Consider the following 12,925-nt stretch of genomic DNA (forward strand, 5'->3'; position numbering starts at 1 on the left):
CGCGACCCGGGGCCTCGCCGGAACGGGCCGTGGTTTGACTATCGCGAACCGACGTCCAGACAAACGCAATAACGAACAGGACGGTAAACAGCACCACAATGGTCGGCGCCGGGGCGCTGTCGAGATAAAACGACAGCCACACGCCGCCCAGCGAACAGCTTAACGCTATCGCCACCGCCAGCAGCAGGGCGCTGACAAAACGCCGCGTCAGCAGCAGAGCGATCGCCCCCGGCGCTATCAGCAGCGAAATCGACAAAATGATCCCCACCGCTTTCAGCGTCGCCACGATGGTCAGCGCAATCATGCACAGCAGCCCATAATGCAGCAGCCCGCAGCGCAATCCGCTGGCCTTCGCCTGCTGTGGATCAAAGGCGTGCAGCAGAAAATCACGCCACTTAAGCCCGATTATCAGCGCAATCGCCAGCGCGATCAGCGACGTTTGCGCAATATCGCTGGCGGAAATACCCAGCATGTCGCCAAACAGAATATGATCGAGATGGACCTCCGACTGAATCGACACGTACAGCACCAGGCCCGCGCCAAACATCCCGGAAAATACGATGCCCATGATCGTATCGCGCTTAATGCGGCTGTTATCGTCGAGATAACCGGTGGCGATGGCGCAGAACAACCCGGCGATAAACGCGCCGATGGCGAAGGGGATACCGAGAATATACGCCACCACCACGCCCGGAAAAACCGCGTGGCTCATGGCATCGCCCATCAGCGCCCAGCCCTTGAGCACCAAAAACACCGACAGCAGCGCGCAGGGGACGGCAACGATCGCCGCCACCAGCATGGCGTTGACCATAAAGGAGAACTGGAAAGGTTCAATCAGCGCGCTCAGCATGAGGCCTCCCTGGCGCGGCGACGGCTGGCGAGCAGGCCGTGCTTCGGCGCGAAAACAAAAGCGGCTAAAAACAGCAGCGTCTGGGCGACGACGATAATCCCGCCGGTCGCCCCGTCCAGATAGTAGCTCAGCCACGCGCCGAAAAAGCTGGTCAGGCTGCCAATCGCGACGGCAATCGCCAGCAGGCGCGGGAAGCGGTCGGTCAACAGCCAGGCGGTGGCCCCGGGCGTCACCACCAGGCAAATCACCAGAAACGCGCCGACGGTCTGCAGCGCCGCCACGGTACAGGCCGCCAGCAGGGTAAAGAACAGCAGCTTCAGCGCGGTGGTATTCAGGCCAATGGAACGAGCGTGGTTTTCATCGAAAAAGGTCACCATCAGGTCTTTCCACTTCAGCAGCAGAATCGCCATCGAAATAGAGCCAATCGCCGCCAGCTGGATAATATCCTCCGGGGCGATGGCCAGAATATTGCCGAGAATAATGGTCTGGATATTCACCGAAGTGGGGTTCAGCGACACCATAAACAGGCCAATACCGAAAAAAGAGGAGAAGATCAGGCCGATAATCGCGTCTTCCTTCAGCTTCGAACGCTGGTTAAGAAACAGCATGCTGCCCGCCGCCAGGCCGCCGGAAAGAAACGCCCCCAGCGCGAAGGGCAGGCCGAGCATATAAGCGCCCGCCACGCCGGGCACGATGGAGTGGGAGAGGGCGTCGCCAATCAGCGACCAGCCTTTAAGCATCAGGTAGCAGGAGAGAAACGCGCACACCCCGCCCACCAGCGCCGAGACCCACATCGCGTTCAGCATATAGTGATAACCAAACGGCTCCAGTAGCCAGCTCATCTTTCGCCTCCCGCCGCCCGACGGCTGATAAATGGCCGCTCATCGTCGGTGATAATCCGCTCTTCCGCGCCGCTCAGCACCACGTGGCGCAGCACGCCGCTAAACGCCAGTTCGAGGTTTTCGGCGGTAAAGGTGCTTTCCGTCGGGCCGCTGGCCAGCACGGTGCCTTTGACCATCACCGTGTAGTCGCAGAACTCGCTTACCGAGCCGAGGTTATGGGTGGAAACCAGCATGGTGCAGCCTTCGTCGCGCAGTTCCCGCAGCAGCTCGATGATGCGCGCTTCGGTCTGCACGTCGACGCCGGTAAAGGGTTCATCCAGCAGAATGACTTTTCCCTGCTGAGCGATAGCGCGGGCCAGAAACACGCGCTTTTTCTGCCCGCCGGAGAGTTCGCCGATCTGGCGGTGGCGGTACTCGCTCATGCCGACCCGCGCCAGGGCGGCGTCGACAATCTCATGGTCGCGCGGTTTGGCCCGCCGTAGCCAGCCCATATGGCCATAGCGCCCCATCATCACCACATCTTCCACCAGCACCGGGAAGGACCAGTCCACCTCTTCCGCCTGCGGAACGTAGGCGACGAGGTTCTGCCGCAGGGCGCGATTAACCGGCTGACCGAGAATCGCAATATCGCCTTTTCCGACGCGCACAAAGCCCATCAGCGCTTTAAACAGCGTCGATTTTCCCGAGCCGTTCACCCCGACCAGCGCCGCGATGGCGCTGCGCGGGACGCTAAAAGAAGCATCGCGCAGCGCGGTATGACCGTTGCGGTAGGTGACGCTGACATTGTTGACCGCGAGGCCCGGCAGCTCGTGACTCATGCCTGTTTCCTTAGTCCGTCGTTGATGCCCTGGACGATGGTTTGGGTGGTGACGCGCAGCAGGTCGAGATAGGTCGGTACCGGGCCATCGGCGGCGCTCAGAGAGTCGACGTACAGGACGCCGCCGTAGTGGGCGCCGGCCTCCCGGGCCACCTGACGCGCCGGTTTATCAGAGATGGTGCTTTCGCTAAAGATAGTCGGGATCCGCTCTTTCTTCATGGTGTCGATGGTTTTGCGCACCTGCTGCGGGGTGCCCTGCTGGTCGGCGTTTATCGGCCACAGATAGCGCTCCTGGAGGCCGTTATCGCGGGCCAGATAGGAGAACGCGCCCTCGCTGGTCACCAGCCAGCGCTTATCCTGCGGCAGCTTCGCCAGCTCCGCCTTCAGCGGCGCCATGGTCTGGCGGATCTTCTCTTTGTAGGCTTCGGCGTTGTGGCGATAGGCGTCGGCGTTCGCAGGATCGTATTTCACCAGCGCGTCGCGAATATTATCGACGTAGATCAGCGCATTGTCCGCCGACATCCACGCGTGCGGGTTGGGTTTGCCGTTATACGGCCCTTCGCTGATGCCCATCGGCTGAATACCGTTGCTGACCACCACTTCCGGTACGCCGTTTAAGTGCTGATAAAAGCGGGCGAACCACAGTTCAAGATTCAGGCCGTTGGCGAGGATCAGCTGCGCGCCCTGCGCGCGTTTGATATCTCCGGGGGTCGGCTGATATTCATGGATCTCGGCCCCCGGTTTGGTGATGGAGCTGACGTCGGCGGCGTCGCCCGCGACGTTTTGCGCCATATCGGCGATCACCGTGAAGGTGGTAATCACTTTAAATTTCTCTTTTGCCTGGACGGGGGCGACGGCCAGCAGCGCCAGCGTGGCGGCAAACATCAGATGCTTCAGGGGTGGCAGGTGCAGCATAAGGTCCCTCACAACGTTGCGGTTAATTAATCATCATTTATAGCCATTGCTATGTTATATAGCACAAGCTATTTATAAATGAAAATAATTCTTATTTAGATGTGAGGCGAATGATTAGCGTGCGAACCCGCGGCGGGAGAGGAAAAGACCCGGCCACGCGGAAGGCCGGACGCTGAAATCAGGAGAGATCGGCCACCGACTGGCGGGGGATCAGGCGGCCCGCCAGCGTGCGCCCTTCGGGAGAGAAGGTGGGGCGCTCGTCAATCAGGTTGCGGATACGCTGCAGGCAGTTCTCCATCAGCTGCTCCAGCGGCCAGGAGATACAGGTCAGCGGCGGATTGAGCAGCGAGGCGAGGGGAGAATCTTCCAGGCTCAGCAGCGAGACCTCCTGCGGTACGGCAACGTTGAACTCGCGCAGCAGGCGCATCGCTTCGGCGGCGTAGCGGTCCCGTTTCACGATAATCACCGAGTATTTGCTGAAGCTATTAATCAGCGTCAGCAGCGCCTGTTCAACGTTATCGTTGGCCGCCAGCATCAGCTGCCGGTTAAAAGGGATGGAGTAGTTTTGCAGGACGTTGCGATAGCCTTCGAGCATCTGGCGGCTGGCGTCATCGCTGTCGTTATCAACGAGCAGCGCGATATTGCGATGGCCCTTGCCGATCACGTAGCGGCAGGCGCTTTCGGTGGCAAAAGCGTAGTCGTAGCCCTGATTATTGACCCCGGCAATGCTGAAGCGGTCAAAGGAGATCACGTTGCGCGGCGCATCCGCCGGGACGGCGCCGAGCACCACCACCGCCACGCACTGGCGCTGTAAATCGTCGACGACCGCCGCCTGTTCCGCCGCATCCGTGACGTACTGAACAATCAGGTTTTTATTCAGCCCCTTCAGCGCTAGCGAGAGCATCGGCAGCAGGCGCGCGCCGCTGCTGTCATCGTTCGCCGGGATCACCAGCCCCACGTGATTGGATGTCTGACTGGCGAGGTTTTGCGCGGCAAAGCTCGGGCGGTAGTTAAGTTCCTCTACCGCGCGCAGCACCGCTTCCCGGCTCTCTTCGCGCACGCCCCGCGTGCCGGTCAGCACGCGGGATACCGTCGCTCGGGAGACATTCGCTAATCTTGAAACATCATCAATGGTTGGCATGGCATTTTCTGTCTGAATATTTTCGCCTAGCTTAGCATACCTGCTGAAAAAAGTGTCTACCGCCGACCGGCTTCAGCGTTGGCCAGAACCGGCAGCCAGGCCGCGCCGCGCACGCCGCTGGCGTCGCCGAAGCGGGCCTGTTTGATCTGCGTTCGGCAGCTGTCGGAAAAGAGATACGGGACAATCGCCGACGGCAGCTGCTCATAGATTTGCCCGACGTTGGAGAGCCCGCCGCCCAGTACAATCACCTGCGGATCGAGGATATTGATTACCGACGCCAGGCTACGGCCGAAAGCGTCAATAAAATGCCGCCAGTGGGCCAGCGCCTGCGGTTCGCCGTTTTGCGCGGCGGCGATAATCGCTTCCGCAGGCGCCTGCTCGCCGTAGCGGCGGGCAAAGCCGGTACCGGAGATAAAGCTTTCGATGCAGTTCTCTTTGCCGCAGTAGCAGGGCTGCGCCGGGCCGTCGCGCTCGGGGCGGTACCCCGGCAGAGGATTGTGTCCCCATTCGCCAGCGATGGCGTTAGGCCCGCTGAGCAGCCGTTGGTTCACCGCGACGCCGCCGCCGCAGCCGGTACCGATGATAACGCCGAATACGGTCGGTGCCCCCGCGCCCGCGCCGTCTACCGCCTCAGAGAGGGTGAAGCAGTCGGCATCGTTTGCCATCCATACCGGTTGACCGAGCTCCCGCATCAGGTCATGACGCAGGTCGTGGCCGTTGAGCACCAGACAGTTACAGTTTTTAATCAGGCCGCTTTGCGGGTCGATAGCCCCCGGCAGGCCGATACCGAGAGTAAACGGCCGTTCGCTCCAGTCGCGGACGGTCGCAATCAGTCCGAGCAGCTGCTGCATAAACGCCTGATAGCTCTCTTTATGCGTCGGACGGCGCTGGCGATAGACGCATTCGCCCGCCGCGTTGAGCAGGACGGCTTCCATTTTGGTGCCGCCAATGTCTAAACCCAGATGTAGCATGGTTGTCCTTAATTGTGGCCGACGGTTTCCCGGGCCGCTACGCGTGTAGTTCAGGTAGCCCGGCTAAGCGCAGCGCGAGCCGGGAAGTCAGTCAGCCAGGTGACATGAGCATTTACCGTTTTCCCGGGTTGCGGCGTAAACGCCTTACCCGGGCTACGTCATCTCCTCTCCCCGGAGAGGGGGAACCCTACGCGTGCAGCGGTCGCGAGCGGTAAATGGCGATCAGTTCGCCGATCAGCTCTTTCGCCAGAATCGAGGTCATCAGATGATCCTGAGCGTGAACCATCACCAGAGTCATTTTGGTTTTACCCTCGCCTTCGTCGGCCTCAATCAGCTGGGTCTGTACCAAATGCGCCTCGCGGGCAAAATGCGCCGCTTCTTTCATTTTTTCGTCGGCGGCGGCGAAATCACCCGCTTTAGCGCAGCTCAGCGCTTCGTAACAGAGACTACGCGACTGCCCGGCGTTGATGATGATACCCATTACCTGTTCTTCTAATTCCATGACAAACCTCTGAATAGTATGAATTATGCGGACTGCGGCGCGCTTTCGGCCTGGGCCGCCGCGTTAGCGTGCTCCTGCTCCAGCAGCTGTTTTTCGTAGGCTTTGAGGAACGGCAGATACATCACCATCGCCGTCGCCATGCAAATCAGGCACATGATCACCGGGCTAAAGCTCCAGTTCGCCGCCCACGAGGCGCCGATAGGGGCCGGCGTCGTCCACGGCGTCATCGACACCACGCGGCTCACCAGGTCCAGCTTCAGCGCAAAGTAGGCCAGGGTTGCGTTGATCATCGGCACCAGCACGAACGGCAGGAAGAACAGCGGATTCATAATGATCGGCGCGCCGAACAGAATCGGTTCGTTGATGTTAAATACGCCCGGCACCACGCCCATCCGGCCAATCGTCCGCAGATGCACCGCCTTACTGCGCAGCAGCATCAAAGCCAGCGGCAGGGTGGAGCCGACGCCGCCGATCAGCAGATAGTGATCCCAGAAGCCCTGGACATAGATATGCGGGATCGCGGTGCCTGCGGCCATCGCCGCCTGGTTGATCGACAGGTTCGCCATCCAGAACGGATTCATAATCCCGGTGACGATCAGCGCCCCGTGAATGCCGGCAAACCACAGGACCTGGCACACCAGCACCGACAGCAGAATCGCCGGTAGAGTATCGGACGCCGCCACCAGCGGTTTCACCAGCGACATGATCGCTTCCGGTATGATCATGCCCAGCTGCGCTTCGATAAACAGGTTCAGCGGATGCAGCGTCAGCACGATCGCCAGCACCGGGATCAGGATCTCAAACGAGCGCGCCACGCCCGCCGGCACTTCAGGCGGCAGACGGATCGTAATATTGTGGCGCTTGAGGAAGGCGTACAGCTCGGTAGAGTAAATCGCCACCAGAATTGCGGTGAAGATCCCCTGGCCGGAGAAGTAGGCGGTGGAGATCTGGCCATCTTTCAGCGGCGCGGCCACCAGCAGGAACGACATCAGCGACAGCATCCCGGCGGTCAGCGAGTCCAGATTGTGGTGTTTTGCCAGGCTGGCGGCGATCCCGACGGCGATAAACAGCGTCATCACCCCCATGCTGAAGTTAAACGGCAGCATCAGCGCATCGCGATGATCGAGAGAAAATTGCAGCCAGGCGCGGGCAAAGCCCCACGTTGTATCCGGGGAAAACGGCGGGAAGATAAAGACCAGCAAAAACGAGCCGACGATCATAAAGGGCAGGGCGGTAATAAAACCGTCGCGGATGGAGGTGACGTATTTTTGTTGGCCGATCGCCCCCGCCATAGGCGTGATCTTCTGTTCAATCACGGCGATCAGCTTCGCGTACAGAGAGCTCATGATCTTTCCTTAGTTTTTGTTATCGATAAGGGAAAGCGCGAAATCCAGTACGGCGCCGCCTTTCTGCATGCCGTAATCCATCATGTTGATGGGTTCCACGCGGATACCGTATTTATCAGCCTGCTTTTGCAGATCTTTCTGCATGTATTTCACCTGCGGCCCCAGCAGGACCACCTGGTAATGGCCGACCTGTTGATCGAATTCCGCGACGCCAAAGGCGTTGATCTCCACCGGCAGACCGCGCTGCTCGGCTTCGGCGATCATTTTTTTCACCAGCAGGCTGGTGGACATGCCCGCGGAACAGCACAACATTATCTTTTTCATATATCGCTCCTGATGAGATGGATGCGCCGACTATAGTCATAACGGATATAAAACGGAAAGCGCTTTCCGTTTGTGGATTTATTTATTGTGACCACGATCACCTATGGCGGGCTTTTACTTTACCCGGGAGTGCGCGATCATCCTGGCGACACCTCTATTCTTAAAGGCAGGATTATGAACATTCAGTTGATGAATGTTGCCGTCGATATCATCGAGCAGCGGCTGGCGCCGCTGGCCAACGTTCTGACGCGCAATAACCACATTACGGCGATGCGCGACAGCTTTGCGCTGGCGATGCCGTTTGTGATTGTGGGAAGTTTGCTGGTGCCGATTTTGTTTCCGCCCGTTTCCATTAACGGCGCATCGGCTTTCGGCCAGTTCTATTTCCAGCTGCGGCCCATTCTGCTGCCAACCTTTGAATTGACTATCGGGCTGGTGGCGCTGATTGTGGCCTTCGGCGCCAGCGCCAGCCTTGCCAAGCAGTACCGGCTGCCGGAGCGGCTCTGCGGGCTGACCGGCTGCCTGGCGTTTTTGCTGTTTATCGGCTTTCGCGACAACGGCGCGACCAATATTTTCCTCGGCGGAATGGGGATTTTTACCGCACTGATTTCAAGCACTTACTCTATTGAAATCGTGCGCTTTTTCTATAAGAAAGGCTGGTGCATCCGCCTGCCGGAAGAGGTGCCGGTGATGACCCGCAACGGCTTTCAGCTGCTGATCCCGCTGCTGGTGGTGATGCTCTCTATTAGCGTCATCAACGCGCTGCTGCTGCAGAGCACCGGGCGCATTTTACCGGAGCTGATTAGCGAAGCGGTGCGGCCGCTGGTGGTGGCGTCCGATACCCTAACTGCGGTATTAATTTCTTTATTTATCTGCAACCTGCTTTGGTTTGTCGGCATTCACGGCGCGCTGATTATCACCGGGATTATGAACCCGTTCTGGATGACCTATCTGTTTGAAAACCAGCAGGCGCTGGCCGCCGGTTCCGCTACGCTGCCGCATATCTACCTGCAGGGATTCTGGGATTTCTACCTGCTGATCGGCGGCATCGGCTCGACGCTGCCGCTGGTTTTTATGGCGATGCGCAGCCGTTCGCGGCAGCTGAAAAGCGTGGGGAAAATTGGCCTGCTGCCCTCGCTGTTTAACATCAATGAGCCGATATTGTTCGGCTTTCCGATTATCATGAACCCGGTTTTCCTGCTGCCGTTTCTTTTTGTACCGTTGATAAACGCCTGTATCGCCTGGTATTTAACCCATCTTGGGGTTCTCGATCGGGCGGTGGCGATGCTGCCGTGGTCGATGCCGGCGCCGCTCGGCGCGGCGTGGTCAGCCAACGGCAGCTGGAAAAACCTCTGCATGTGCCTGTTCGCTATTTTTAATGCCTGGATGCTCTATCGTCCGTTCTTCAAGGTCTATGAACGGCAGCTCGCCGACGCCGAACGCTAAGCTTTTCGCCTGCCTGCCACAGCCCGCCGCGCGCGGGCTTTTTTATTTCCGCTTAAAGATGTGATCTAAATCACGAATATTTGCCCGCTATCGTTAAATTTGTGAACTCATCCGGCAATTACGGAAAGCGCTTTCCGTTAATGGATGTACATTTCCAATTTTGATCCGTAAATTTCCTCCCGTTCTCAGGCAGTGTTAATAAAAAAATAACCAAGGATAAAAAATGATCAGGCTAAATCATTCAATACCTCTGTCTTTACTCGCCCTCGCGGTGATGAGCGACTGCGCCATCGCCGATCCGAAGTACGATTTTATGCTCCACGGCTATATCCGTTCGGGGATCCTCGCCAACGCCGACGGTAACCGCGCCGACTCCGTTGGCCTGATGCCGGACGGCAAGTGGCGTCTGGGCAACGAAGAGGACACCAAGATCGAACTGATCCCGACGGTGACGTTAACCTCGGACAGCGGCGTGGTGGCTAAAGTCCAGGCCAACATTACCCATCAGTCGAAATGCACCTCAGACTGGAACTGTCAGGATGACGACGGGCATGATGTGCAGTTCCGTGAAGGTTTTGCCGAACTGTCAAATCTCGACTTCGCCCCGGAAATGACCTTCTGGGCCGGTAAGCGCTACAGCAGCTCCAACACCTCCAGCCACCAGTTCGACTGGGAGTACATTCAGTACAACGGTACCGGCGGCGGCTTCGACAACATGGATCTCGGCTTCGCGCGCTTCGATGCCGGGGTTTACGCCTTCTCGCCGACGGATGAAACCAAAGCCTACCCGGTCGACAAAGGCGATCAGGGCTATCCGGATGACTACTCGCTCAACCTGTGGCTGAAAAAGATCGGCGGCACCGGCTTCGATCTTGAGCTAATTGGCCACCACATGAACCGCAACGAGAAGCACCCGACCTCGGCGGAGAAGGGCTACGGCGTGACCGGCGTTTACAACTTTGACGGCTTTTACGGCCTGACCGGCGGCTACTCTCGCGTGGTCTTCCAGTACGGGCGTGGCCTGGCGGCGGGAGACTCGCTGGGTAAAAACGGCTGGGGCTGGGCAAACCTCGACGATACCCAGTCCTGGCGCGTGGTGCTGGATAACATGGCCTCGCTCGGCGACTGGGAAATCTCCACGTTCGCCTACTATCAGAAAGACAAAAACTACCGCTGGTGGACGGAAGACGCCGAAGGCTGGGGGCGCACCAGCTGGGTGGCGGGGATTCGCCCGTACCAGCAGATCACCAAAAACTTCGCCATGCAGTACGAGCTGGGCTACGAATATCTCGACGATAAAAACTACAAAGGCGTGGACGGCAAAGGCAAAGGCGGCCTGACCAAAGTGACCATCGCGCCGACCCTGACCTTTGATTCCGGCTTCTGGACTCGCCCGCAGCTGCGCTTCTTCGTCACTTACGCGAAGTGGGATAAGGGGGTGTCCGACGCGCTGGACGGCAACTACGACTGGAGCACCAATACCCTTTCCGCCGGTAGCTACTCGCGCAGCGGCGACACCGATACGCTGAATTTCGGCGTGCAGGCCGAAGTCTGGTTCTAAGGAGAGATAACGATGATTAAGCCGGTGAAAAAACTGATGCTCGTCGCGCTGCTTTCGGCGCTGGGAAGCGCAGGCGCGATGGCCGCGGAGCAGTCGCACTTTGAACACTTTATTACCCGCGACGGCGCAACGTTAAAAGATGGCGACAAGGTGTTCCGCTTTGCGGGCATTCATGCGCCGGAACTGCACCGTATCGAGGACGATGCGCGCGGTACCTGCAAGGCCGACTCGCGCGGCTGGGGGCAATACTTCCGCTGGCCGACGGCGGAGGAACAGGAAAACTGGATTAAAGCGCTCGTGCAAACTGGCGCCAGGGCGCAGCGGGTATACGTGCTCTCGGTGCAGCAGACGTTTGACGAGGCCTGCGGTCGCGAAACCCATATTCTGGCCCCGGAAACCGCCGACGGCATGCCGCGCCTGAACGAAAAGGCGATGCGGGTGTACGACAACATGATCGCCGAGGCGGACAAACAGGGGCTGCGCCTGATTCTGCCGTTTATCGATCACTGGTGGTGGTGGGGCGGTCGCGAGCAGCTGGCGGCGTTCTACCACGAAAAGCCGGAGGATTTTTACCGTACCGACAGTAAAACCTTCAAGGCCTATCTGGACGTGATTCGTCAGGTTATCACCCGTACCAACAGCGTGACCGGGCGCCCTTACTATGACGAAAAAGCGATTATGGCCTGGGAGACCGGCAACGAGCTGGAGGACACCAACGCGGCGTTCCTTCAGCAGACCGCCGCGTGGATCAAAAAGTGGGCGCCGCACCAGCTGGTGGTGGATGGTACCTATAAGAAAATTAATGCGTTTGCGCTTAACGATCCCCATGTCGATATCGTCAGCAACCATTACTACACCAATGCCGATAACAACCATCCCGAACAGGTGAAAAAAGACCTGACGGCGGCAGCGGGTAAGAAAGTCTACATGGTGGGCGAATTTGGCCTGCTGGACGCGCAGCAGCTTAACGCCATTATGCAGTCGATCGTCCATAGCGAAGTCAACGGCGCGCAGGCGGCGGGCGGTTTAATCTGGGGCTTCCGCGGTCATCGTCACGACGGCGGCTTCTACTGGCACAAAGAGTCCACCGGCCACTACAGCTACCATCTGCCGGGCTTCCCGGTCGAAGGTAAGGCCAACCAGGAGATGGAGGTGGTCGACCTGGTGCGCACCGCCGCCGCGCAGATGAACGGGCAGGAGAAAGCGCCGCCGCTGCCGAAACCTGACGCGCCGACGCTGCGGCCGACGGATTCACCGTTTGCGATCAACTGGCTGGGGGCGGCGGTAGGGCGCGCCTATGATGTTGAGCGCGCTGATTCGCCATCCGGGCCGTGGAAGGTCGTGGGGCGCGACATTTCCGACGGCGTTAACGAGTGGAACCCGCAGACGATGGATCTGTTCCGCGATGACTATCGCAGTCTGCGGCTGGGGAATACGTACTATTACCGCGTCATCGCTAAAAACGAGAGCGGCAGTTCATCGCCTTCGAACGTGATTAGCGTGAAGCATACTCAGGCGAATCAGGCGCCGGTAGTGGCGCTGGCGGAGACGCTCACCACCAGCCAGGACCAGGGCGTGCAGCTCAGCGCGAGCTGGCGCGATGACGCCCTCCCGGACCGCAACGTGACGGTGAGCTGGAGCAACGGCGGCAGCGCGCAGGCCCACTTCTGCGCGACGGATAAAGCCGAAACCCGCGCCTGGTTCAGCGCTCCCGGTGAATACGCGCTGACTTTTAGCGCCGATGACGGCCTGCTCAAAAGCAGCAAAACCGTTAAGGTCACGGTGACGGAAGCCGTCGGTAAAGTCCCCGCCGACTACTGCCGTTTTGGCGGCGGGGTATTGAACGTGACCGATGGCAAGATTGCGGCGGCGAAAAGCGAAAAAGACGCGCTGGCGATTGGCGGCGACGGCTTCCTCGGGCCGTTCGCCAACGACGGGGATAAGGTCAGCTGGCAGGTTTCCGCGCCGTGGGCCGGCAAGTATCAGCTGCGGGTGACGTTCAGCGGCAAATGGGGCGGTAAGAAAAATTCGTTTATCGTCAACGACGGCGCGCCAATCGCGGTTGAATTCCCGCAGACCGATGAGCAGGGCCAGCAGCTGCTGGTGCCGGTTGAGCTGAAGGCCGGCGATAACCGCATCGACTTCGGTAAATTCGCCGGCGACTGGGGCTACATGTTTATCAAATCGATTGAAGTGGTTGCAGAGTAGTG

At 59.1% G+C, this 12,925-nt stretch carries 12 protein-coding genes; 3 read left to right on the plus strand and 9 right to left on the minus strand.

All coding sequences use genetic code 11. The annotated features are described in order from the left end of the window. The 9 genes from ABLU96_RS07270 to ABLU96_RS07310 all read right to left on the minus strand — a co-directional run. On the minus strand, positions 1–850 hold an 850-nt coding region (locus tag ABLU96_RS07270), incomplete at its 3' end, for a metal ABC transporter permease (RefSeq protein ID WP_348862409.1). Beyond that, a complete protein-coding gene (gene sitC / locus ABLU96_RS07275) occupies positions 844–1,692 on the minus strand; it encodes an iron/manganese ABC transporter permease subunit SitC (RefSeq protein WP_014226546.1) in 849 nt (282 codons plus the stop codon). The genes ABLU96_RS07270 and sitC, both read right to left, overlap by 7 nt. After that, a complete protein-coding gene (locus tag ABLU96_RS07280) occupies positions 1,689–2,510 on the minus strand; it encodes a manganese/iron ABC transporter ATP-binding protein (RefSeq protein WP_014226545.1) in 822 nt (273 codons plus the stop codon). Before ABLU96_RS07280 ends, sitC begins: the two co-directional genes overlap by 4 nt. Continuing rightward, positions 2,507–3,424, minus strand: coding sequence for a metal ABC transporter substrate-binding protein (locus ABLU96_RS07285; protein ID WP_014226544.1), 918 nt, complete (start codon positions 3,422–3,424; stop codon positions 2,507–2,509). Before ABLU96_RS07285 ends, ABLU96_RS07280 begins: the two co-directional genes overlap by 4 nt. 178 nt (positions 3,425–3,602) lie before the next feature. Further along, positions 3,603–4,565 (minus strand): LacI family DNA-binding transcriptional regulator, encoded by a 963-nt coding sequence (locus ABLU96_RS07290; RefSeq protein ID WP_004124158.1) that lies wholly within the window; start codon positions 4,563–4,565, stop codon positions 3,603–3,605. Between the two features lie 56 nt (positions 4,566–4,621). After that, on the minus strand, positions 4,622–5,536 hold the full coding sequence (locus tag ABLU96_RS07295; RefSeq protein WP_064406058.1) for an ROK family protein: 915 nt from the start codon (positions 5,534–5,536) through the stop codon (positions 4,622–4,624). Between the two features lie 187 nt (positions 5,537–5,723). Further along, complete coding sequence (locus tag ABLU96_RS07300) at positions 5,724–6,038, minus strand: PTS lactose/cellobiose transporter subunit IIA (RefSeq protein ID WP_014226542.1); 315 nt, start codon at positions 6,036–6,038, stop codon at positions 5,724–5,726. Positions 6,039–6,061: 23 nt separating this feature from the next. Continuing rightward, positions 6,062–7,384, minus strand: coding sequence for a PTS cellobiose transporter subunit IIC (locus ABLU96_RS07305; protein ID WP_004134311.1), 1,323 nt, complete (start codon positions 7,382–7,384; stop codon positions 6,062–6,064). A gap of 9 nt (positions 7,385–7,393) precedes the next feature. Beyond that, positions 7,394–7,708, minus strand: coding sequence for a PTS sugar transporter subunit IIB (locus ABLU96_RS07310; protein WP_004104871.1), 315 nt, complete (start codon positions 7,706–7,708; stop codon positions 7,394–7,396). Positions 7,709–7,882: 174 nt separating this feature from the next. Between ABLU96_RS07310 and ABLU96_RS07315 the strand changes: the two genes are divergently transcribed. The 3 genes from ABLU96_RS07315 (at position 7,883) to ABLU96_RS07325 (ending at position 12,923) form a co-directional block, all read left to right on the plus strand. Then, positions 7,883–9,154 carry a PTS transporter subunit EIIC gene (locus ABLU96_RS07315; protein WP_025106460.1) on the plus strand — a complete coding sequence of 424 codons (1,272 nt, stop codon included), beginning with the start codon at positions 7,883–7,885 and terminating at the stop codon, positions 9,152–9,154. Between the two features lie 223 nt (positions 9,155–9,377). Beyond that, a complete protein-coding gene (locus tag ABLU96_RS07320) occupies positions 9,378–10,715 on the plus strand; it encodes a carbohydrate porin (protein ID WP_004853540.1) in 1,338 nt (445 codons plus the stop codon). A 15-nt stretch (positions 10,716–10,730) separates the two neighbouring features. Continuing rightward, positions 10,731–12,923: a CBM35 domain-containing protein gene (locus ABLU96_RS07325; protein WP_163556882.1), complete on the plus strand. Its 2,193-nt coding sequence runs from the start codon at positions 10,731–10,733 to the stop codon at positions 12,921–12,923. Positions 12,924–12,925: the final 2 nt, after the last annotated feature.

This window comes from Klebsiella sp. CN_Kp106 (assembly GCF_040064575.1).
In the GTDB taxonomy this organism is placed as follows: domain Bacteria; phylum Pseudomonadota; class Gammaproteobacteria; order Enterobacterales; family Enterobacteriaceae; genus Klebsiella; species Klebsiella michiganensis.

Bases quoted from the DNA above. Each gene is read 5' to 3' on its own strand.
- ABLU96_RS07310 (WP_004104871.1), bottom strand. From the start codon at position 7,708: ATGAAAAAGATAATGTTGTGCTGTTCCGCGGGCATGTCCACCAGCCTG.
- ABLU96_RS07315 (WP_025106460.1), top strand. From the start codon at position 7,883: ATGAACATTCAGTTGATGAATGTTGCCGTCGATATCATCGAGCAGCGG.
- sitC (WP_014226546.1), bottom strand. From the start codon at position 1,692: ATGAGCTGGCTACTGGAGCCGTTTGGTTATCACTATATGCTGAACGCG.
- ABLU96_RS07280 (WP_014226545.1), bottom strand. From the start codon at position 2,510: ATGAGTCACGAGCTGCCGGGCCTCGCGGTCAACAATGTCAGCGTCACC.
- ABLU96_RS07285 (WP_014226544.1), bottom strand. From the start codon at position 3,424: ATGCTGCACCTGCCACCCCTGAAGCATCTGATGTTTGCCGCCACGCTG.
- ABLU96_RS07305 (WP_004134311.1), bottom strand. From the start codon at position 7,384: ATGAGCTCTCTGTACGCGAAGCTGATCGCCGTGATTGAACAGAAGATC.
- ABLU96_RS07290 (WP_004124158.1), bottom strand. From the start codon at position 4,565: ATGCCAACCATTGATGATGTTTCAAGATTAGCGAATGTCTCCCGAGCG.
- ABLU96_RS07295 (WP_064406058.1), bottom strand. From the start codon at position 5,536: ATGCTACATCTGGGTTTAGACATTGGCGGCACCAAAATGGAAGCCGTC.
- ABLU96_RS07300 (WP_014226542.1), bottom strand. From the start codon at position 6,038: ATGGAATTAGAAGAACAGGTAATGGGTATCATCATCAACGCCGGGCAG.
- ABLU96_RS07320 (WP_004853540.1), top strand. From the start codon at position 9,378: ATGATCAGGCTAAATCATTCAATACCTCTGTCTTTACTCGCCCTCGCG.